Raw genomic sequence first — 21,869 nt, forward strand, 5'->3', positions numbered from 1 at the left:
GACGGCCTGTAATTCGGAGAAGCCCAAGACTCAACCGCGCGCTGGCTCAGCAACTATGGGCATACCCGGTGCGGCACCGTACTGCACAATATTCTCGACCATGCCCTTGAAGATGATGAAGTGAAAGGGCACCAGCGAATACCAATAGAGCCGCCCGGCGAGGCCACGTGGCCGGAATGCGGCAAGCTGTTCTAGTCGGTGGCCACCGGTGGCTTCATCAGGCACGATTCGAAACTGGAGCCAAGCTTCGCCGGGCAACTTCATCTCCGCGTAGAGCAACAAACGGCGGCCGGGGCGGTCGGCGACGAGTACGCGCCAGAAGTCTAGCTGGTCGCCGGCGCGCAGGTCGGTGGGGGAGCGGCGGCCCCGGCGTAGCCCCACGCCGCCCGCAAACTTATCCAGCAGACCGCGCACACGCCAGAGCCAATCTACTTTGTACCAGCCTCTTTCACCGCCGATGCTCCACACATTTTGCAGCACCTCGTCGGGGTCGCGGGTAAAGGCCATTTCCTGTCGGTCGAAGAGCATGCCGTTCTGCGGGATCTGCACGAAGTCCATGTAGTTGCGCTCCATCACGCCACTGCTCAGCGCATCGGTCCAACTGCTGATAACTTCGTTCTGCTCAATGCGAGTAAAAGCCAGCTTCAACGCTTCGGCGTAGCCCATGCACTCGTGCTTTATTACTTGCGAAATGCTGCGCTTGGTAGCCACAATCGTGTCATTGCGCAAGCTGTCTACTAGGCTTTGCGCCAGCGAAAAGGTGGTGCTGGTCACCAGAAATAGCCACAGCGACGACAAGCGCGGCGTGAGAACTGGCACCGTCATGATGTAGCGGCGGTAGCCGCGCACTTCGGCCAGGCCCAGCAGCATCTGCTTGTAAGTCAATACATCAGGTCCACCAATATCAAAGCTTTGCCCCAGGCAAGCGGGATTGTCAAGTACGGCGGTCAGGTAAAACATCACGTCGCGCACCCCGATAGGCTGGCAGCGGGAGTTGAGCCAGCGCGGCGTTATCATCACCGGCAGCTTCTCCACCAAATCTCGGATTATCTCGAACGACGCCGATCCCGACCCAATAATAATACTAGCTCGAAGCACCGTAAGCGCCGCCTTTTCAGCTTTCTGAAGCACCTTTTCCACCGCCCGACGCGAGCGAAGGTGCGCCGAAAGTCCCCGGTCATTGGCAATACCGCTGAGGTAAATAACCTGCCGCGCCGACGTACGATTGATATACTGGGTAAAATGCTCCGCCGATTGACGTTCCGCTAACACAAAATCCTGGTCGCCGCCGCTCATGGAATGCACCAGGTAATACGCCACATCAATATCAAGCGGCAATTCCTGCAAAGACGTTGGCTGGAGCAAATCGCCCTGCGCCACCGTGATTTGCGTCCGCAGGCGCTCGGGTGGCGTAAACCGCCGCGCGTCGCGCACCAGACACACTACGCTATGGCCAGCCTCCACCAGCAGCGGCAGCAGGCGCTGGCCAATGTAGCCATTGGCGCCAGTGAGCAGAATTTTCATGGGCAGGAGCATAAGGTGAGACAAAAGGAGAACCGCTGAGTTACTCGTTAGTTGTAAAGCCGGTCTTACCCCACATTTTGGCTAACATTGCAGCCGCTTTCCACATCCAATTTCTATGGCTGCTCCCCTTACCTCTCGTTTCTGGCTTTGGCTTTGGCTGTTCGTACTCGGGGGGCTTTTTTGGTGGGGATTGGGAGTTGGGGGCCACTGGAAAGCAGTGAGGCGCGCTACGCCGAAATTGGCCGTGAGATGCTGGTCACCGGCGACTGGCTCCACCCGCGCCTGTTGGGCATTCAGCACTTCCATAAACCTCCTTTTACGTATTGGCTCACCGCCGCCAGCCTGACTATTTTTGGCCCCCACGCGGCCGGGGTGCGCATTTTGCCGGTGCTAGCTGTGCTGCTGCAAGTGCTGCTTATGTATAAGCTGGGCGAGCTGTTATTTAAAGGCGACCGGGCCCGCGCCCTGGCGGCAGCCATTGTGTATGGTTCGTTGCCTGTAGTACTTATTTCTGCCCTCAACGTGACGACCGATGCCTATCTGGCCACATTGGAGTCGGCGGCTACCTACGGCATACTGCGCTACTATGCTGGGGGGCAAATTCGATGGCTGTACCTGTTCTGGCTAGGTTTGGGCCTGGCTTTTCTGACCAAAGGCCCGGTAGGTTTCATCCTGCCGCTGATGGCTATTATCAGTCATTACTTCAAGCAGAATTCCGAGCGGAAACAGGCCCGTCGCCCTTTCACCGTGCATCACCTGCTAGGGTTTGGGCTGTTCGTGCTGGTGGGGCTCAGCTGGTATTTGTACTTGGTGGCCGAGAATCCCGCTTTCATTCGCTACTTCTTATTTGAGCATACCGTTGAGCGCTTTGCCAATGCTAACACGTTTAATCGGGCGAAGCCGTGGTGGTTTTACCTGGTGCTGGCACCCGCTACCAGCTTGCCATGGTCGGTGGCGTTACTAGCGCAAGTGGTACGTATTCGTTGGGCTGAAGTGCCGCAAATTTGGCGCAACGTGCTCATTTTCTGGGTACTGATTCCGTTGGTGTTTTTCTCGCTGTCTAGCTCTAAGCTGCTCCTGTATGTGCTGCCAATCTTCCCCGGCATGGCCCTGCTGACGGTTTATTACTTGGGGCGCTGCACTGAGGCGCAACTGTTTCGCTGGTACGTGGGCATTGTGGCTTTTTTTGGTGTTCTACTTGGCGTGCTATGTTTGGCACCCGTGCTGGCCGCGGCCTTTAATTCGCCCTTCACCTTGCGGCCGTTTATGGCTGCTGTACCAGCGGCTGGCGTGGTGGTGCTGGTAATTACGCTCACACTTTGGGAGCAGGTGCGCGTTGCGCCCCGTTTGCTGGCCGCAACTGCAATATTCACGCTCACGCTGCTGCTGGCCGCAAAACCCATTCTGCACCAGAATGAACTGGCCGCCAACGGCACGCGTCCGTTGGCGGATTTGCTGCGCCAACGCAAGCTTACAGAACGGCCGCTACTGGTGTACAATGAGCTATTACCATCGCTGGCATTTGAGCTGGGCAAACTACCTGTTTCGTTGAATGACGGCAACCACAACCTCAACCGCGAAACGCAGTTTGAAACTGATAAACGGTGGCAGCAAAACCTGATTTACCTCGCCGATTCTACCCAACTCCCATCTCTTACTTGGATGCTCCGGCAACGTCCGGTGCTTCTTGTGAAAGGCGAACTGAGCCCCGAGCGGCAGTGGCTGCGGCCGTATTTCAAGCAGCACGAAAAGCTGGGAAAATGGACCGTTTGGTATTAGAGAAAAGCTGCTGCTCGGCCTAGCGTTTAATGAGATGGTCAAGCTTCGGAACGGCTGGCTCCTCTCTGCTACCAACCAAAAAAAGCCCCCCAGAGAATTTCTGAGAGGCTTTCTTCACTTATAGGCTGCTTCCATTTAAACGTATATCGCCTCAGCCTTCTCCCGCAGGTTGTAGGCTGAGCTCATGACCTCGCCGTAGGCGCCCGCCGAACGCAGCGCCACCAAGTCGCCGCGCTTCGTTTCGGGCAGAGGCACGGCACGACCAAAGGTATCCGATGACTCACAGATTGGGCCCACTACGTCATACGGCTGAATTTCGCCCTGGCTGCTGAGGTTTTGAATATGATGATGACTCCCGTATAAAGCTGGCCGAATAAGCTCGGTGAGGCCCGCATCGAGAATCGCGAACTGCGTTTGCTGACTCTTTTTAACGTACAAAACCCGACTTACCAGCGTGCCACTTTGGGCTACAATGGCGCGGCCCAACTCCACATGCACCTGCTGGCCCGGCCGCCGAATCAGGTGCTGTTCAAAGGTGCGGAAGTACGCCTCAAAATCGGGAATAGGGTTCGTATCGGGGTCGTTGTAGTCGATGCCCAAGCCGCCGCCCACGTTGAGATGAGGCAAGTGGTGACCTTGCTCTTCGAGCCAGGTTTGCAACTCGTTTAGCTTTTGACTGAGCTCGGCAAATACAGCCAAATCAGTGATTTGTGAGCCTATATGCGCGTGCAGCCCTACCAGTTCCAGATTGGACATCGTTGCTAGATGCTCCACCACGGCTGGCAAATCGGCGAGTCCGATACCAAATTTATTGGCTTCCAGTCCGGTCGTAATGTAGTGGTGGGTTTGCGCGTCCACGTTCGGATTCACGCGCAAGGCCACCCGCGCTCGCCGATTTTGCCCCCCAGCCAGCTCATTCAGCACCTCCAGCTCCTGCGCCGATTCCGCATTGAAGCACCAGATATCCGCCGCCAGCGCCCGCTTGATTTCCGCGTCCGTTTTGCCTACACCCGCAAATACAATGTCTTGGGGGGCAAATCCGGTGTCGAGGGCGCGCTGTACTTCGTTGGCGCTCACGCAGTCGGCCCCGAGGCCGTGCGCCTGTATGAGCCGCAGAATGGGCTCATTGGCATTGGCTTTCAGCGCATAATGCACATGAAATTCCCGCGGACGCGCCGCCTGTTGCACTGCTTCTAGCGTGCGCGTCAGCAAGCTTAAGTCGTAATGATAGAAAGGCGTAGGGCGGGAGAGAAGCTCGCCGGAAAGAGAAAAAGACATTGTGAAAACAGTAAACCGAAAAGTCAGCCCTAATTAGAGCTAGAGAGCTAGTTCCCTTCCTCAGCTGAGGAGGGGCTAAGGGTGGTTGAAGACGTCAGAACAAGACTAGAAGTAAAAACTAGAGTTAGTAACTGTTGAACGATTGCCATCCACCCCTAACCCCTCCTCAGCTGAGGAGGGGAACTAGCTCTCTAACTCTCTAGTACATAAATAGGTGACATCCTGATTACCGCTGAAACAACCCCGCGTTCAGCGCCTTCAGTGTCCGCGTTTTATCCGCAGTATGCACCAGTAAGCTGATATTATTCGGGGAGCCGCCATAGGAAATCATCCGGAGCGGAATATCGCCTAACGCATTGAACACCAGCCGCGCTGAGCCGTGGTTTTCCTGAATAAGGTTGCCCACGAGGCAGATGATGGTTTGGTTTTCATCAATCTCCACGCTGCCAAAATCACGCAGTTCGGCCAAGATTTCGGCTAAGTGAGTAGCGTCGTCGATGGTCAGCGATACGGCCACTTCTGAGGTCGTAATCATATCGATGGGCGTGCGATAGCGCTCAAATACCTCGAACACGCTGCGCAGAAAACCGTGCGCCAGCAGCATACGGCTCGACTTGATTTTGATAGCCACCAAGCCATCTTTCGCGGCCACCGCTTTAATGGCTTCTGACCCGGTTGTGCTGGAAATAAGTGTGCCGGGTGCTTCGGGCTGCATCGTGTTGAGCAGCCGCACCGGAATATTGTACTGGCGCGCCGGCAGCACAGAGCTGGGATGCAGAATTTTAGCGCCGAAATAAGCTAGCTCGGCCGCCTCATCAAACGATAGCTCGCGAATAGGGTAGGTACCTTCCACTACACGCGGGTCATTGTTGTGCAAGCCGTCGATGTCCGTCCAAATCTGAATTTCGTCGGCGTCGGCCGCTGCTCCGATAAGCGAAGCGGAGTAGTCAGAGCCGCCGCGCTTAAGGTTGTCAATGTCGCCTTTGGCATTGCGACAAATGTAGCCTTGCGTGATAAACAGCTTTTGACCGGCGTGGGGGGCTAATTGGTGGGCCAGATGCTCCCGAATATAGGCGTCGTCGGGCTCGTCGTTGGCATCGAGGCGCATAAACTCCAGGGCGGGGAGCAATACGGCATCCTGGCCGCGTACCGCCGTCAGGTAGCGGTGAAACAGCAACGTGCTCAGCAGCTCACCCTGCGCCAGAATCACCCGCTCGCCCGAGGTCGAGAGGGGCTGACGCATCAGGTTGAAGATCGTTTTGAAGCACGAACTTATATGACCGATAGCTTCGTCGGCCACGGCTGGCTCGGGTAGCAGTTCACGCGCTACCATCAAGTAATGCTGGCGCAGAATCTCGGTCTGAGACGTAGCGGCCTGGATTTCCCCTTCAAACAGCAGCTTTGCAATAGCAACCAACGAATTGGTAGTACCCGACATAGCCGACAGTACCACGATACGCGGCTCAGAACTTTGAATTAGGTCGGCCACAGAATGCATCCGCGCCGCCGACCCGACGGACGTACCGCCAAACTTGAGAATTCTCATGAAAAATATTGAGCGTAGGAGCCCCAAGGTACGGCCCAAGCATCAAGATGTGAAATGATAGGTTGCCTGGGGGGCTTTTTTACAGATCTGAAGGCAATAGACACAGCCAAACCTTACACGATGCAGGAGCCCAGCTTTTGGTTGGTCAACTGACTGAGCTTACGCAACTCTTTCAATTCAATGGTTACTATATTTAACCTAATCCCAACCCTAAACGCTCTGCTCATGAAACCGCGTGTTCTCCTTACTATTCCTTTCCTCAGTGTAGCCTGTGTGCTTGGGTCCAACACTTCTGTTCAGGCCCAGCAGGCGCTCCGTATTCCGGTGGCCAGCCCGGCCGTGCGTATTCATCATGATTTCTCAGTTTCCTTCGTAGAACTAAGCTATTCGCGTCCCTCCAAAAAAGGCCGGGAGATTTTTGGCAAACTGGAGCCTTATGGCCAGGTGTGGCGCACGGGCGCTAATACCAACACCAAAATTCGCTTCGGAGAAGAAGTGAAATTTGGCGGCCAAACCGTGCCAGCGGGCACTTATGCGTTGTTCAGTATTCCGGGCGCCAAGGAATGGACCCTAATCTTGAACCGTGATACGGCGCAGTGGGGCGCCTACACTTACAAGCCCGAGATGGACGTGGTGCGCGTAAAAGCCGTTCCTACTGCCCTGCGCGACCCGGCCGAAACCATGAGCCTGACGCTGGAAAACCTAAAGCCATCGGCCGCCGACCTCACCTTGCGCTGGGATAAAACCCAGGTAAGCGTGCCCCTCACCGCCGACTCCGATGCGCAAGTAGAAGCCCAAATCGCGCAGGCTATGCAGGGGGAGAAAAAGCCTTACATCACGGCCGCGCAGTATTACTACAACAATAATAAAGACCTTAACAAAGCCCTCACTTGGCTGGATGCATCCATCAAACAGCAACCCAGCTATTACGCCTACTATTGGAAGGCTCGAGTGCTGCACAAAGCCAAGCGCCCCGACGAAGCCACCGCAGCCGCCAAGCAATCATTGGAACTAGTAAAAACAGAGAAAACGCCGTCAATCAAAGAGGAATACATTCGTCTAAACCAGCAGCTCCTAGCCGATATTGGGGCCAAGAAATAAGGTGACCTGAACATCACTGCGACGAATTCCTAATGAACAAAAAGCCCCCCAGAAATCTTCTGGGGGCTTTTTGTATTGTCAGGCATTGCGAACTGCGGTTCACCGCTAGACTACAGGCGTTTGAGGCGCAGTGGGAGCCGATGGCGCGGGCGGTGCTTCCTGGCGCAAGGATTCGTTATCCCAGCCTTCATCTACTTCCCGCAGGTTCTCGTTGGCGGCGTCGAAGTGGAGCAGCTGTTCCAGTTCCTGAATACGCTGGCGGGCGGTGCTGAAGTAGGTTTTCCGGTCTTTGTGCACGGCGGCCAACTCGCGCATGGCCAGCTCATCGTGGCGCAGGAAAGTGCGGGCAGCTCGTTGGGCATGGTAGGCGCGCACGCCCAGCAGGCGTAAGGCGTCTACACCCAGTCGCAAGGAACTGTCTACCGTTTCGCGGTACACGTCGGTCAGGCCAGCTTCAATAAATCCGTAGGCGTCGGGGCGGTCGTGGGCCCGAACCAGGATGCGCAGGTGGGGAAAGTGGCGCCGCACCAGTTCCACCAGCTCCAGCGCCCGCTCCGACGAATCGAGGGCAATAATGATGACTTTGGCTTGACTAGCGCCGGCCGCGTGCAGCAAATCGTAGCGGGACGCATCGCCGTAGTACACGCGCAGGCCCAGTTGGCGCAGCGTTTCTACGCGGTCTGCGTCAAAATCCAGCACGGTGGTGCCAATGTCATTGGCGCGTAAAAAACGCCCCACAATGTTGCCGTACCGCCCAAAGCCGGCAATGATGACGGGGTTCTTCTCCTCAATGGCATCCGCCTCCCGCTCCGGCGCGGCCGGTGGCCCCAGCCGGGGCTGAATGACCCGTTCGTTAAGCAAGAAAACCAGGGGTGTAAGGGCCATGCTGATAGCCACCACGGCCGTAGCAATGCTGGTAATGCGCTGATCCAGAATGCCATTTTGATTGGTAAAGGAAAGCAGCACGAAAGCAAACTCCCCAATCTGACTTAGCCCCAACGCCAGGGTTACGTTCTGGGCCCGGTTGCCAGTGAAGCGTTGCCCCAAGACCAGCAGTACCGCCGTCTTGACCAGCATAATCGCCAGCACGGCCCCTGCTATCAGCAACGGATTTTCACGGATTAGCCCAAAGTCAATGGCCGCGCCCACCGACATAAAAAACAGGCCCAGCAACAAGCCTTTGAAGGGGTCGATGTCGCTCTCAATTTCGTGCTTGTACTCGCTGGTCGCTAGCACCACACCCGCCACAAAGGCCCCCAGCGCCGGACTCAAACCCACTAGCTCCATCAGCAGAGCCACGCCGCCCACCAGCAGCAACGCTGTAGCAATAAATACTTCGCGCAAGCCGCTACGAGCCACCAAGCGGAATATCGGCCGCATACCGTACTTGCCCAGCACTACTACACCAACTACTGCCAGCACCAATGCCAAAGCACGCAACCAGCCTGGGGCCGAGGCCAACAAGTTATGGTCAGCGGCAGCCGCCTCGCCAGCCGCGGCGGGCTGCATAGCCAGCAGAGGCAAAATGGCCAGAATCGGGATGACGGCAATATCCTGGAACAGCAGCACAGAGAACGTGCCTTGTCCGGCCGGCGTACCTAACTGGTTTTGCTCTTTGTAAGTCTGCAACACAATAGCCGTCGACGACATAGCCAGAATAAGGCCCAGCGCCAGAGCAGGTTTCCACGCTATGCCCGCCACCATAGCTAGTCCGGCCAAAGCCAGCGACGTCACCACCACTTGCAGACCACCGAGCCCGAGAATAGGCGTGCGGAGCTTCCAGAGCAAAGCCGGCTCCAACTCCAGACCCACCAGAAACAGCATAATCACGACGCCAAACTCCGCCACGTGCATCACGTCCTGGCCCTCCTCGCCAACCAGTCCCAGCACAGCCGGCCCAATGACCATCCCAGCCAGCAGATACCCCAGCACCGAACCCAACCCGAAGCGCTTCGCCAACGGTACAAACAGCACCGCAGCCGCCAGATACACCAACGCTTGCAGCAATACAGACTGACTCATAAAGCTGTGATTTAGTTAGCCAAATCCGTAAGAACCGGCGTCTGTAAAGTAGCGTATTCAGTGACTTGACCCGTGGCCAGCAACGTCAGCAACTCGCGGTAGCGAAGGGCTGCGGCATCAATCTCCGCATCGGTGATGCGCAGGGAGCCGTGCACCACAAAGGGGGGCAGATATTGCATCTTGCACAGCCGGGCCGTCTGCTCGAAAGGGGCTAGCAGCTGCTGGATAGTATAGCGGTTGGAGCCCGTTTCCTGATAAGCTTCCTGCTTGCCGCCAGTGGTAATAGCATTCAGCATCTGCTTGCCAGCCAAAGCGTTGCCGGTGCGCCCGTAGGCCCAGCCATGTTCCAGCACCAAGTCTTCCCACTGCTTAATCATGGCCGGTGAGCTATACCAGTAAAATGGGTGATGCAACACGATATAGTCGTGGGCCAAAAGCAATTCTTGCTCCCGATGTACATCGATGTCAAAATCAGGGTACTGCTCGTACAAATCATTGACCGTCACAAAGTCCAGCGACTCCACCGCCGCAATCAGCCGCCGGTTCACTCTAGATTTCTCCAAAGCCGGATGCGCAAACTGTATCAGGATACGAGCCATGAGCTAGAGATAAGAAGTAACATAAGTATCGAAGCAAGTTATAAGATTCACGACAAGAGGGCACAATAACACTAAAGGCAGCCGATCTAACTAAGCTTGGAGCAACTGAAGAGTCTGAATTTGTAGCATATAAAAAAGCCCCCCAGATGCAAGGTCGGGGGGCTTTTTTAACAGTTACTTGAGAGTAAAAGATGTTTGAAAATGGGATCGTTCCGCCATGACTAAGCGCTATAACCTAATCAAGCAATTTTGCACCCTTTGGCACTTGCCCTTCCCAAAACTCAAATCTTTGTTTTGTGTCCTCTAAATTCATTATAAAATTGACCCAAGTATCTCCATTTAGAACTGCCATATTATATTCACCTTCGGCATCATCATTAAACTGCCACAGAATTTGGCAGCCGCTTTCATTAGAAAATCCTTCAGCATCAGCTTGCAAGATCCCTCCAGTAGCTGTCCAGATTGCCATTCTTATGGCATTGACAATTTCCCAGTCGTTGTCATCTTCGACACTATTTAAGAGCTGAAAAGCATAAATTACTTTCACAGAATCGAAATAATTTATTAGCCATTTAGCAGCAGTAGCAGGATTATGAGATTTAATTTTCTCCTTAAATTCATCCAGTTCCTCTTGTCCTAACTCACCAGGTATTATAGGATTACGTTCAATTTGCATCAATTCTTTACCATGCCCGTCGGCAACATTGAGTAGTGTCCAATTGTCTGGTTTCTCACTTCTATCTAAGCTAAATTTGGCCGAAAGGTCATTTTCGTTAAGCGCCTGAACTAGAGATTCTAATTTGATATCAGGATCTGTCTTTCCTAAAACTCTGATGTAATATGCCATTCATTTCGAGCTAAACTGATTTTTGAAATATTCTACAACTTTCGTCCCTTCAGCTTCCGCAGCTCCTCCCGCGTCGCGGGTTTCAGGCTGATGGCCGTGCCGCCACCGGGAGCCAATTGCAGCGGCAGTTGAGTACGGCTGTCCACTAGCACTTGCCGGATTTGGTAGGCCATGGGGTTCTTTTCCCAGTCGGCATCCTTGGCGTCGGCGTAGATGGTGGCGGTGTAGCGGGCCTTGGGGGGCAAAAAGTCCAGCTTCACGGTATGGCGGCGGACCTGCTCGTCGGTGATGGCGCCCAGGTACCACTCGTCTTTGCCCTTGGCTTTGCGGGCCGTGATGATGTAGTCGCCGGGCTCGGCAGCCAGAATGCGGGTGTCGTCCCAATCCACGGGCACGTCCTTGATGAACTGGAACGCGTCGAGGTGCTGCTCGTAGGCTTCGGGCAGGTCGGCGGCCATTTGCACAGGGCTGTACATCGTCACGTAGAGGGCCAACTGCTTGGCTAGCGTGGTGTGTACCTGGCGGCCTTTGTTGGCCGTAGAGTTCCAGGTTTCCAGCTTAATCTGGAAGATGCCCGGCGTGTAGTCCATGGGGCCGCCCATGAGGCGGGTGAAGGGCAGAATGGTTTCGTGCTCAGGCGGATTGCCCGTGCTCCAGGCATTGAACTCGTTGCCGCGCGCCGCTTCCGACGCCAGCCAGTTGGGGTAGGTGCGGTGCAAGCCCGTCAGCCGCACCGACTCGTGCATATCCACCATAATCTGCTGCTGGGCCATGTTGGCGGCGGTGCGGTTGTAGTGGTTCACCATCCATTGCCCATCGTGGTGCTCGCCGCGCGGAATAATACGGCCCACGTAGCCGGTTTTCACAGCGTCGTAGCCGTGCTCTTTCATGAAGCGCAACGCGGTTTCCTGGCGGCGCTCGTAGTTGGTCACGGAGCTGCTGGTTTCGTGGTGCATCATCAGCTTCACGCCCTTGCTGGCGGCGTAGCGCTGCAACTCCTGCACGTCGAAGTCGGGGTAGGGCGTCACGAAGTCGAATACTTCCTCCTTCCAGTTATTGGCCCAGTCTTCCCAGCCCACATTCCAGCCTTCTACTAGCACGCTTTGCAAACCGTGCTTAGCGGCAAAGTCGATGTAGCGCTTCACATTAGCCGTGTTAGCACCGTGGCGGCCGTTGGGTTTCAGTGCGTTCCAATTAGTCGTAGCCAGCTTGATGTTGCTTGTGTCGGCGTAGTTCCAGCTGGCTTTGTTCACGTGCATTTCCCACCACACGCCCACTAACTTCTGGGGCTTGATCCAGCCCGTATCCGTGATTTTGCTGGGCTCGTTCAGGTTCAGAATCAGCTTGGAGGCCAGCACTTCGGGCGCTTTGTCGCTGACCACAATGGTGCGCCAGGGCGTGTGCTCGGGCGCTTGCAGATATGCCTTAGCGCCGGTGGCCGAAGGCACCAGCTGACTGGTAAGACCGAAGGTCTTGGTGTCCACGTTCAGCATCATGGCCGGGTAATTTACCAGCGCCGCCTCGTGAATATTCACGTACAGCCCGTCCTGGGTCTTCATCATCAGCGGCGTCTGCACGCGCTGGGGGGCAGATTTTAGCTGAATAGCTTCAATAGGCGTGGTGTTTACCTCGCTCAGGCGGGTGGTGCTGTAGGTGTACTCGTTGGAGTCGTAGTCGCCCGGAATCCAGAAGGTTTTGTGGTCGCCGGTGAGGTTAAACTCGGTGTTTTCCTCCTGCACAGTGAAGTAAGTGAAGCCCGGCTGAGCCGGAAACTCGTAGCGGAACCCCAGCCCATCATCATACAAACGGAAGCGCACCACCAGCTGCCGATTCTTCGCGGCGGCCTGCTGCAACGTCACGGCCAGCTCCTTGTAGCGGTTGCGGATCTGTTTCACCTCACCCCACACCGGCGCCCATGTCTCATCCGTCGCCGACGAGTCGATTTTGGCAATGGCAAAGCCTTTATCAAAGCCCGGCTGGTTTTGAAGCAAAACCGCCAAGCGGCTGGGCTTTATAACAGGCTTCGCACCGAATCGGAGCTGATACGTGGGCTCACCTGTGGGGCTGAGCTGGAAGTTTAGCGTGAGCTTGTTGGCTGGAGAGTGAAGCGTTTGGGCCAGAGCCGGGATGCTCAGACATGCAGTTAGCAGCAGAAGGGCGGTTTTTTTCATGAGCTACATTATCGCATCCGCTTAAGTTGAATTGCGAACTTGACTGGTATGATTGCTACTGAATAAGTGAAGTTAGTTGCGCAAAATCAGGTATTGATAAGGCTGCAAGTTAAGCTGAGTGGTCATGGTCAAAGGCTGCCCACTCAAGGCATTGAGCCAAGGCGAGTTGACGAGACTGGTGGGTACCTGATAGTTAATAGCAGTATTGCGAAGATTGACTAGCACCATAACCTTCTCATTGCCAACAATTTTCGTAAACGCGCACACATCGTCGCTGCTGTAGGAGGTCAGTGCCCCGTTGCGCACGGCGTCGCTGGTGTTACGGAAGCGGAGGATGCTTTTGTACTCTTTGGTCACGGCTGGGTTAAGCGACCAATCAATCGTGCGGCGCGCTCCCATGAAAGGCAATCGGGTGGGAAACCCTACCTCCTGTCCGTTGTAAATCATGGGCGTGCCGCGCATGTAAGCGGCCACCACAAAGGCGGCCATGGCGCCTTGCTGGCCATTGAATAGCTCCTGCGGCGTGCCTTCCGAGCTGTTAATGTCGTGGTTGGAGGTGTAGCGCAACATGCGGGCGCCGGCCGGAGCGTTGGCATAATTGGCCTCATTGAGATTGTCGAGGAGCTTGACGCTGGACCGCTTGGCGAAAATATCCTTCATGGTGTTCAAGAAATCGAACCCGTAGCGGAGCGGAAAACCAGCCTGGAAATAGTACGTCTTATTAGATCCTTCGGCAATCAGGAGCAGCTTGTGCGTGCTGATGGAGTTGAGGCTGCTGACGGCTTCGGTAAGAAACTCATAAGTCGGGCCGTCGGCATAATCGATACGGTAGCCATCAATGTTGGCCTGGAAAACCCAGTATCGCATGGCTTGAATCATGGCCGCCTTCATCGACGCATTGGCAAAGTTTAGTTGGGCTACATCGGTCCAGCCCAAGGGCGGGTTTTTGATGTTGCCGGCTGCGTCCTGCTGGTACCAGTCTTTGTGGGCCGTTATCCAAGGGTGGTCCCAGGCGGTGTGGTTGGCTACCCAATCGAGCACAACGGCCATGCGGCGAGCGTGGGCGCCGTCCACGAGGGCGCGCAAGTCGGCCAGCGTCCCGAGTTCAGGATTCACCGCCATGTAGTCCTGTATCGCATAAGGCGAGTCAAAAGCCTTTAGCTTACCAACAGGATAAATAGGCATCAAATACACCACATTGGCCCCCAGTGCTTTGATAGAGTCGAGACGAGCTATTACGCCCTTGAAATTGCCTTGCGCACTAAACGCCCGCATGTTCACCTGATACACCGTAGCATTTGCAGCATCGGGCACTTCCGTGAAGGGTGTGCCGTACTGAGCCGGATCGGAAGTAGCGGACGGAATAACCGGAACTGTAGGGCTGATCGTTGTGCCTTTACTGCAGGAAATGAGCAGCACAGACCAGCACAAGAAGGCCAGCTTCCGCACGAGTTTTTGAGTACGCATAATGGTCAGTTGATAAGGGCCGCGAAGCACGAATAGCGTATTGCGGGCGCTTCAGTTAGGTTGCAATGCTTGCTACAAATAAAGCACACGCGTAGTCCACTTTAGGGCTTAAAAGTCAAAGGTCTCACAGTGAATAACATTTGACTCAAACTCCAGCAAGTAGCGAGCATCGTCGGGGTAGTAGCGCGCTTTCTCGTAGTCGTCGCCGGCAAATTGTTTGATGCTGTCGTAGCTGTCCCAACGGGTTACAGTCCAGAAATGGCACACTTCGCCTTCCAAGCTGCGGAGAACCTGTACCCCTAAGTTGCCGGGTGTTTTCTTGTAGTCGGCAAGGCCGGATGCTTCCAGATACCGCAGGTATTCCTCGGCGTGGTGAGCGTGGGTAACGCCGTGCCAAATGCGGGTAATTACTGCGCTAATTTTAGTCATAGCTTAGATAAATGTCGTTAAGAGCATGTTGGGAATTTGAGAAGTCGACAACAGTAAGAATACATAGGAAAGGCTACTTTCGCCCTCTACATCAATTAGTCACTGTAGGTATATATGCTTTGGAACGTGTCTCCCAATACGCCATCGGGATTGCGCCTGTGGCGAACTGGTGCTCATAAATTCCGGGTGATTGAATACGGTGAGCCAGCAGATATGCTGACTAATTATGATTACATTCTTATCGACCGTAAGTACGAAGAAGTCCTGCGTAGCACTGGCCCTCAGTTGCAACTTACTTCTGTCACCATCACCGACGAAGTGCGAAAGCTAGTGTGGCACAACTACCTCGAAGCTACCATTCAGCACAGCGTTTCGCGCAACGAAATCATCCACGCTTCCCCGCTTGGCCTCGTCATTTATCGCTACGGGGAGCAGGATCCAAGTGTATTTGTCTCTGACGCACTGAAAGCATCACTCCAGCAAGTAGAAGGACATGCTTTAGAATTTAGCTTAGGCCTTTCTTTGTTCGCCGGCTAACAATAATGTTGTGGGAGCATTACGCTATAAAGCCAAATTCTCCATAAATTCTAAATTCCCAATAAGTTTTAAGCAAGTCGAACTGCTTAGAACATACTGCCATACCCTAGGCTAAAACTGTAGCAACTTTCCCTGCTCTGGAAAGATGAGTTTCAGCTGCAACGAATTCGCTTCGGTGAGCTGCTTTTTGATGGTCGCTTCATTGCCGGCCGTGGGCTTCATATGGGTAATAACGACCGGTAGGCCGCGCAGTGCCGCCGCGCCAGTTAGCTGACTAAGAGCGGTCATTTCCTGCATGAGCAAAGCCGGAGTAAGGTGTCCAAACAACTGTGCCGGAGGTTGGGCATTGGCGTAGGAGGCTTCGATGAAAATAGCCTTGAGCTGGCCAGCTTTCACCAGTGGCTGAATGACTTGCCATAAGTTGCGCAGCTGGGGGGCTTTTTCGATGGCGTCGGCACCCGTGTCGCCGAGGTAAAGCAGATAATTATCCTGATTGCGGATTAAAAAGGCGGCGCTTTGATAGGGCTTGCCATGACTCAGCACAAACGTCTGGACGCTTAAGGCGGTGTTTTCGATGGCTTTTACCTGATTGGGAGCAAGGGGCCGCAACTGGTATTTGCCCAGAGCCGGCGGATTGCCGCTGCTGCCGAAATTGGGCCAAGTGCGCCAGTTGAAATAATCGTTCTGAATGGTTTTAAGGCATTCGCTCAGGCCGTAAATGCTTTTGGGGGAGTCGTCGGTAGCATTCAGGAGCAAACCGGCTACGTGGTCGAGGTGGGCGTGGGAAATGAGGTAGGCCTTGATATTGTTGCGGATTACTGCGCCCGCCGGCGCCGCGAATACCTTGCGTGCTACGGCCTTTTCCACGCCACTGTATACGGTGCCCGCATCTAGGCACACGTAGGAAGCAGATCCTGCCGGCGCAACCAGATACGCCGAAAGATTGCCCTCATCCAGCCCGCCCTTCACGCCCAGCGGCACAATGTTGAAGGTAGGCGGGGAGGCGGCCCGCTGCGCGAATACGCTAGGCCCCAGCAGGAGCATGAAGAGCAGTAAGCATCGTTGGAATAACTGTGTCGTCTCCATAGTACAAGGTAACTATAGATCCAGCTGCTTAGGCTATTAACGCGAAATCTAAACCTGATTCGTCTGCCTACGCCATTCATCCGACGTCAGCTCAAAACGAGTTTCCCCGCTCGCTGTTCGGCCAGTTTCGCGCCAGCCAGATTGCCGGTAAAATTCTTCGGCCCGCGTTCCCGGACTTGTGCTTAGCCAAACGGGATGCTGCGTTTGGTTGAAATACCAGTCCAGCATTATCGTCTGTAGCTGCCGGCCGATGCCTTGCCGCTCGTAGTTGGGGTGCACAAAAAGGGCCCAGATGCTATGGTCTTGCAGGTCGGCAATAGCGAAGCCCACAATCTGGCCGTCTGCCTCGCAAACCCAGCCTTTGCCGCGCCGTGTGAGGTAGTCGATGTTGTCTTGTTCCGTGACCCGATCAGGGTTGGAAAGCTGATTTTCTTTAACGGCCATGCGCACGGCCATGTACTGCGGAATATCGGCAACTTGGGCTTCGCGGTAGAGCATGTCGTTAAGGTAATGAGTTGCGTGGTTTAGTCATAAGTAGCGTAAGTAAAAAAAGCCCCCCAACACAAGTCTGGGGGGCTTTTTCGTCATCATTATGAAAGCCGAGAATAGCGTAAAGAAGCGGCCTTTAAGCCAACTGCTTAGCGCACTACTTTCGGCGTAACGGGCAGGCTCTCGTGGCCTTCGGCATCCACGGAAGCCACGGCGAAAATGAAGTTGTCTTTGCTGTGGGGCAAATCGGCGGTGGTGCCGGTGACGAAGAACTTTTGCTGCCACACGGGGCTGCTGGTTTCGCGCATGAGCACGTAGTAGCCGGCTGGTTTTTCGCCGGCAGCAGGCGCGTCCCACTTTAGTTCTGTACGGTTGGTGAGCTTGGCGGTGAGCACACCTACGTTTTGCGGCGCTGGGGGCGCCCAAGCCAGGCTGGCCATGGTGGCGAGGTTTACGCCGGTATTCTTACGCAGGTACTCATAATCCACGAACTCGGGCTTGTCGCCGTACTCGATGCCGTTTTCGGTACGCAGATCTTGGTGCTGGTGGTTGAAATTCTCGTTAACCTCTGTGAAGCGCACGGCCGTAAAGCCCTGCTGGTTGAAGGGGGTATGGTCGCCGCCGCGCAGGAAACGGTCGGGGCGATACTCGATAAGCACACCGAAGTCCGGTAAATATTGCTCGCAGGCCGTTTTGATGTAGCGGGCTAGCTGACGACTAGGTGAATCGTTTTCGCTGCTTAGTTGGCGACGCACGCGGGCTTCCTCGGGCGTTTCGTTGGCGGGCACTCCTTCGCTGAAAATGCGCACGTGCTTGGGGTCTTTAATCTCGGGGTCGAAGCCGGTGGAATTGCCTACGATGTCGTTGTTGAGCATCCCCACGATGTTCCAGCCTTCCGCTTTGGCGCGCTTGGCCATATGCGTCGAGCCATACAGGCCCTGCTCTTCGCCCTGAACGGCCACGAAAATAAGGGTGCAGGGGAACTGCTTAGAAGCCATTACGCGGGCCATTTCCATTACCAGAGCCACGCCGGAAGCGTCGTCGTTGGCGCCGGGGGCATCGGCGGTGGCGTTCATCACATCGGTTACGCGCGAGTCGAGGTGGCCACTCACGATGATAATGCGCTTGTCGTTGGGGTCGGTGCCTGGGAGCGTGGCCATTACGTTGGCCATCACCACAGGCTTATCGATGCGGCGGCCGTCGGGCTTCACCGTGAAGGTATCCTGCTCCACTTTCATGCGGCCGCCGCTGGCTTTGGCGTATTTCTTAAACTCGGATTCCACCCAATTGCGCGCCGCCCCGATACCGCGCTTTTTGCTCTTGGTGTCGCTCAGCGTGTGGCGGGTGCCAAAGGATACCATCTTGCGAATATCTTCCTCCAACGTTTTGGCTGAAATGGCTTCCACCATTTGCTTGATAGCCGGGTCGGGGGTAGACGGGGGGCATTTTGGGCGCGCAGGCTGGTGAAGCTGACAGCCGCAGCGAGCAGAAGGGTAGAGCGAAGGAATTTCATGAAAGGTATTTGGGTGGTTGAGTGAGCGAAGGCGCAATGAACACGTGGTTTGGTGATGTAAAATACGGGGTAAGCCGGAATTGTTAAATAATGCCTGAAAAACCGCGTCATGCAGAGGCGGAGCCGAAGCAACTCGCTCGCGGTAGTGAGGTAAGTAACCTCTCGTCAGCACGCGAGATGCTGCGCTACGCTCTGCATGACGGCGGTCCTCGTAGTTAAACTAGCTCACCTACACTAACGATACCAGCGCGCTGGCCGCATTGCCGCCAAAGCCTGCTGCATTCACCAGCACGCGCCGGATTGGCCGAGTAGGAGCGGGTGCCATGTAGGTGCTGAACGGCGGTGCAGGCCAGGTTTGGTAAGTGAGAATTTGCAAAGCAAACTCCAGACTCAGAGCAGCGGAAGCGCCGAGCGTATGACCCACCAGCCATTTGTTGGAAACAAGCAGGGGCGCGTTTTCCACCTCAAAAACTGCTGCTACTGCCCGGCGCTCGGCTGCATCACCTGCTGGTGTGCCGGGGCTGTGCAGCACTAATGCGTCTACGGAGTCTGGGGGGCAATTTGCCTGCCGTAACGCTTGGCGCATGGCCGTTTGGAAGTGCTGGCCATCGGGTGAAAGGCCGGTCTTGCTTGGAATAGCCTCGAAGCCGAATCCTACGCTTTCGAGCTGAAGCTGGGGTGTTGAAGCAGTCGTGGTTTGTTCTGCCGCAAGTGCTGCGCGACTGACTCTTTCCAGGGCAAAAACTGCCGCTCCTTCGCCCAATACAAATGTGGAGGGTGCACCGGCACCGGGGCGGCAGGGCCACTCTTGGGGGGCAAAACTGGAGTAAATACCCAACGCATGCATCTGAGCCAAGGTAAAATCGGTGAGGGGGGCTTCAGTGCCACCGGCCAGAAACCGATCGGCGAGGCCGGCGCGCAACCAGGCCACTGCATTGCCCAACGCTTGGAAAGCACTGCTACAGGTGCTGGAGTGGCTTAGGGCCGCCCGCCGATTGCGCCCGCATCGTAGGCCACCCAACTCGCTACGTTGCCCAGCGTCGTGAGTGGCGAGGTGGCTGCGGCTACAACCCCATCGGCCAGAAAATCGGCGTGAAACTGCTCTGTTCGGGCAGTGGCACCCCGCGAAGAACCAATGCTGACCCCCAGGCTATCCGCTTGAGGTGCTGACCAACCTGCCTCAGCTGCGGCCTGCCGGGCGGCGAGCAGGGCGAGCAATACGGTTCGGTCGAGCTGACGAAATGGGGCGTGCGCGTGACGCAAGCTATTTATTGCCGCTTCCGCATCGGCGGGCACGGTGGCTACGGGCAACGTGTGAGGACCAGTATGGCGGCTTGAAAAAGCGGAAATCGGGGCGGAAGCCACAAAATTGCCCCCCAGCCCCAGCGCGGATACGCTGCCCCGGCCACGAATCAGAATCAGGTTGTCGTCAGACATGGATTAAACTAAACGCAATCGGGCCGCAAGCTACGCCACTAGTGCTAGTGCATTGAGACATGACTTGGCCCAACTCTACTGATTACGACCAACTACTAGCTCGCGCATGGCGCGTACCGTATCGTAAAGCAGGCTTAACTCCGCATCGGTGGTGCAGTACGGTGGCATGAGGTAGATGATGTTGCCCAAGGGCCGCAGTATTACGCGGCGCTGCAGGGCCAGTTCGTATAGCTCGTCGCGGAGGCTGCTGAAGTAGGAGGTGGTAGCGGCTTCCTCAAACTCTACGGCCAGCACTGTGCCCAGTAAGCGCACGTCGCGCACGCCCGGCTGGCCAGTTATTTCTGCCTGAAACACCTGATGCGCGGTTGCCATACGTGCAATATTCGCCGCGCAGGCTGGGTCGCGCAATAACTCCAGACTGGCCAGACCGGCCGCGCACGCCACCGGATTGGCTGTATAGGAGTGGCCATGAAAAAACGTTTTAAGCTTGTCATCGCTCAAAAACGCGTCATACACCGGCCCTGCGCAGCTCGTGACGCCCAGCGCCATCGTGCCGCCCGTGAGGCCCTTCGACAAGCAAACCATATCGGGGCGCTCGGCTAGGTAGTCGCAGGCGAAAAGCTGGCCGGTGCGCCCAAAGCCCGTCATTACTTCATCGGCAATAGCCAGAATGCCGTGGCGGTGGCAGGAGCCAAGCAATTCATCCAGCGCCTCGGCCGAGTACGTAAGCATGCCAGCCGTGCCCAGCAGCAACGGCTCAAAGATAAACGCCGCTACGTCGCCTTGGGCGGCCACCGCTTCCAGCTGCGCAAGAGCTTCAACCTCACGACCGGGCACGGGTACATCGATAAAGGCTACGTCAAAAAGCAAAGGCGCAAAAGGTGCCGTAAAAGCCCCCCGGCTGCTCACCGCCATGGCCCCGAACGTGTCGCCGTGGTAACTGTCGCGGAAAGCCACAATGGTACGGCGTGGCTGGCCAAGGTTATGATGGTACTGCAACGCCATTTTTAGGGCTACTTCTACGGCCGTAGAGCCGTTGTCGGAATAGAAGATGCGCCGCTGGTTGGGGGGCAAAATTTCCAATAGGCCCTCTGCTAGCTCCACGGCGGGCGGATGTGTGAAGCCGGCAAACAGCACGTGCTCCAGGGTCTGGAGCTGCTGGGCTACGCGGGCCGCAATGCGTGGGTGCGCGTGACCGTGCAGATTCACCCACCAGGAAGAAATGCCATCGAGGTAAGCGGTGCCGTCTTCGGTATAGAGCCAGGCACCCTCACCGCGCACAATGGGAATAGGCAGGGCCGCGGTCTGCATTTGCGTATACGGGTGCCAAAGTACGGCGTGGTCGCGGGCGGCTAAGGTTGACATGGAGCAAAGGTAAGGGAGGGGGGCGAGGGGGGTAAGGCTAATCGTTGAACAGCTACTTCTCAAAAAAGGCCCGAAACTCCTGCGCGTAGCTACTTATCACGGCCGCGTTGATGACCGGCTCCGGCCGCAGGCGCGGCAGTGCCGGAACGCCGGAGTGCTGAAGAATAAACTCCTCTGTGGCCGGCGTTGCTTCACCATTAAACACCAGTCCGCGAATGGGCAGTCCGCGGCGTTGCAGGGCCTCCAGCGTGAGCAGCGTATGGTTGATACTGCCCAGATAATTCCGGGAAACGACTACCGTTGGTAGTTGCAGTTGGGCCAGCAGATCGACCAGCAGAAAGCCCGGCGCCAACGGCACAAAAAGCCCCCCAGCGCCCTCCACAATCAGACTATTGGTAGTATGAGGCAACGTGAAGCGCTCGGGCTGTATGCGAATATTTTCGGCTGCTGCCGCCGCGTGGGGCGAGGCCGGCAACTGCAAACGGTAAGCTTCGGGATGAAACCGGGAAACCAGGTTGGTGACCAACTGGCGCACTTCGGCTGTATCGGTGGTGGGAGTGAGGCCAGCCTGCACGGGCTTCCAATAGTCGGCTTGCAGGGCTTCGGTAAGGATGGCAGCCACCACGGTTTTGCCTACGTCGGTGCCAATGCCGGTGACGAATAAGCGCTCATGTATCAT

Annotated in this window: 19 protein-coding genes; 3 read left to right on the plus strand and 16 right to left on the minus strand. The window is 55.9% G+C overall.

The genetic code is table 11. The features are described from left to right. Positions 1-30 precede the first annotated feature (30 nt). Positions 31-1,524 carry an SDR family oxidoreductase gene (locus tag G7064_RS18240; protein ID WP_166074701.1) on the minus strand — a complete coding sequence of 498 codons (1,494 nt, stop codon included), beginning with the start codon at positions 1,522-1,524 and terminating at the stop codon, positions 31-33. Between the two features lie 153 nt (positions 1,525-1,677). Between G7064_RS18240 and G7064_RS18245 the strand changes: the two genes are divergently transcribed. Further along, positions 1,678-3,303 (plus strand): ArnT family glycosyltransferase, encoded by a 1,626-nt coding sequence (locus tag G7064_RS18245; RefSeq protein WP_166074702.1) that lies wholly within the window; start codon positions 1,678-1,680, stop codon positions 3,301-3,303. 135 nt (positions 3,304-3,438) lie between these two features. Here the strand turns inward: G7064_RS18245 and lysA are convergent, their stop codons facing one another. Both lysA and G7064_RS18255 read right to left on the minus strand, forming a co-directional pair. Beyond that, positions 3,439-4,581, minus strand: a complete 1,143-nt coding sequence (gene lysA, locus G7064_RS18250) for a diaminopimelate decarboxylase (RefSeq protein ID WP_166074703.1) — start codon at positions 4,579-4,581, stop codon at positions 3,439-3,441. A gap of 226 nt (positions 4,582-4,807) precedes the next feature. Further along, positions 4,808-6,127 (minus strand): aspartate kinase, encoded by a 1,320-nt coding sequence (locus G7064_RS18255; protein ID WP_166074704.1) that lies wholly within the window; start codon positions 6,125-6,127, stop codon positions 4,808-4,810. 225 nt (positions 6,128-6,352) lie between these two features. Here G7064_RS18255 and G7064_RS18260 point away from each other — a divergent pair, with 225 nt between their 5' ends. Next, positions 6,353-7,228: a DUF2911 domain-containing protein gene (locus tag G7064_RS18260; RefSeq protein WP_166074705.1), complete on the plus strand. Its 876-nt coding sequence runs from the start codon at positions 6,353-6,355 to the stop codon at positions 7,226-7,228. A 105-nt stretch (positions 7,229-7,333) separates the two neighbouring features. On the opposite strand, the gene G7064_RS18265 is transcribed toward G7064_RS18260, so the two are convergent. The 6 genes from G7064_RS18265 to G7064_RS18290 form a co-directional block, all read right to left on the minus strand. Continuing rightward, positions 7,334-9,250 carry a monovalent cation:proton antiporter-2 (CPA2) family protein gene (locus tag G7064_RS18265; protein ID WP_166074706.1) on the minus strand — a complete coding sequence of 639 codons (1,917 nt, stop codon included), beginning with the start codon at positions 9,248-9,250 and terminating at the stop codon, positions 7,334-7,336. Positions 9,251-9,261: 11 nt separating this feature from the next. Beyond that, entirely contained in the window at positions 9,262-9,849 is a 588-nt protein-coding gene (locus G7064_RS18270) for an NAD(P)H-dependent oxidoreductase (protein WP_166074707.1), read from the minus strand. A 235-nt stretch (positions 9,850-10,084) separates the two neighbouring features. Next, positions 10,085-10,696, minus strand: coding sequence for a hypothetical protein (locus G7064_RS18275; protein WP_166074708.1), 612 nt, complete (start codon positions 10,694-10,696; stop codon positions 10,085-10,087). A gap of 32 nt (positions 10,697-10,728) precedes the next feature. Continuing rightward, a complete protein-coding gene (locus G7064_RS18280; protein ID WP_166074709.1) occupies positions 10,729-12,867 on the minus strand; it encodes a glycoside hydrolase family 97 protein in 2,139 nt (712 codons plus the stop codon). Positions 12,868-12,939: 72 nt separating this feature from the next. Then, a complete protein-coding gene (locus tag G7064_RS18285; RefSeq protein ID WP_166074710.1) occupies positions 12,940-14,334 on the minus strand; it encodes an alpha-amylase family glycosyl hydrolase in 1,395 nt (464 codons plus the stop codon). Between the two features lie 108 nt (positions 14,335-14,442). Next, complete coding sequence (locus G7064_RS18290) at positions 14,443-14,763, minus strand: antibiotic biosynthesis monooxygenase family protein (protein WP_166074711.1); 321 nt, start codon at positions 14,761-14,763, stop codon at positions 14,443-14,445. Positions 14,764-14,889: 126 nt separating this feature from the next. On the opposite strand from G7064_RS18290, the gene G7064_RS18295 reads away from it, so the two are divergent. After that, complete coding sequence (locus G7064_RS18295; protein WP_166074712.1) at positions 14,890-15,300, plus strand: hypothetical protein; 411 nt, start codon at positions 14,890-14,892, stop codon at positions 15,298-15,300. A 111-nt stretch (positions 15,301-15,411) separates the two neighbouring features. Here G7064_RS18295 and G7064_RS18300 read toward each other — a convergent pair whose 3' ends face one another. From G7064_RS18300 to bioD, 7 genes are all read right to left on the minus strand, one after another. Then, positions 15,412-16,386: an MBL fold metallo-hydrolase gene (locus G7064_RS18300; protein WP_166074714.1), complete on the minus strand. Its 975-nt coding sequence runs from the start codon at positions 16,384-16,386 to the stop codon at positions 15,412-15,414. Between the two features lie 48 nt (positions 16,387-16,434). Continuing rightward, entirely contained in the window at positions 16,435-16,884 is a 450-nt protein-coding gene (locus G7064_RS18305) for a GNAT family N-acetyltransferase (protein ID WP_166074715.1), read from the minus strand. A gap of 140 nt (positions 16,885-17,024) precedes the next feature. Continuing rightward, a complete protein-coding gene (locus tag G7064_RS18310; RefSeq protein ID WP_166074716.1) occupies positions 17,025-18,284 on the minus strand; it encodes a M20/M25/M40 family metallo-hydrolase in 1,260 nt (419 codons plus the stop codon). Positions 18,285-18,617: 333 nt separating this feature from the next. Beyond that, on the minus strand, positions 18,618-19,319 hold the full coding sequence (locus G7064_RS18315) for a beta-ketoacyl synthase N-terminal-like domain-containing protein (RefSeq protein ID WP_240935572.1): 702 nt from the start codon (positions 19,317-19,319) through the stop codon (positions 18,618-18,620). Between the two features lie 47 nt (positions 19,320-19,366). Next, complete coding sequence (locus G7064_RS18320; RefSeq protein ID WP_166074718.1) at positions 19,367-19,825, minus strand: hypothetical protein; 459 nt, start codon at positions 19,823-19,825, stop codon at positions 19,367-19,369. A gap of 75 nt (positions 19,826-19,900) precedes the next feature. Then, entirely contained in the window at positions 19,901-21,190 is a 1,290-nt protein-coding gene (gene bioA / locus G7064_RS18325; protein WP_166074719.1) for an adenosylmethionine--8-amino-7-oxononanoate transaminase, read from the minus strand. Between the two features lie 52 nt (positions 21,191-21,242). Beyond that, positions 21,243-21,869: a dethiobiotin synthase gene (gene bioD, locus G7064_RS18330; protein WP_166074720.1), complete on the minus strand. Its 627-nt coding sequence runs from the start codon at positions 21,867-21,869 to the stop codon at positions 21,243-21,245.

The organism is Hymenobacter sp. HDW8 (assembly GCF_011305775.1).
GTDB lineage: Bacteria > Bacteroidota > Bacteroidia > Cytophagales > Hymenobacteraceae > Hymenobacter > Hymenobacter radiodurans.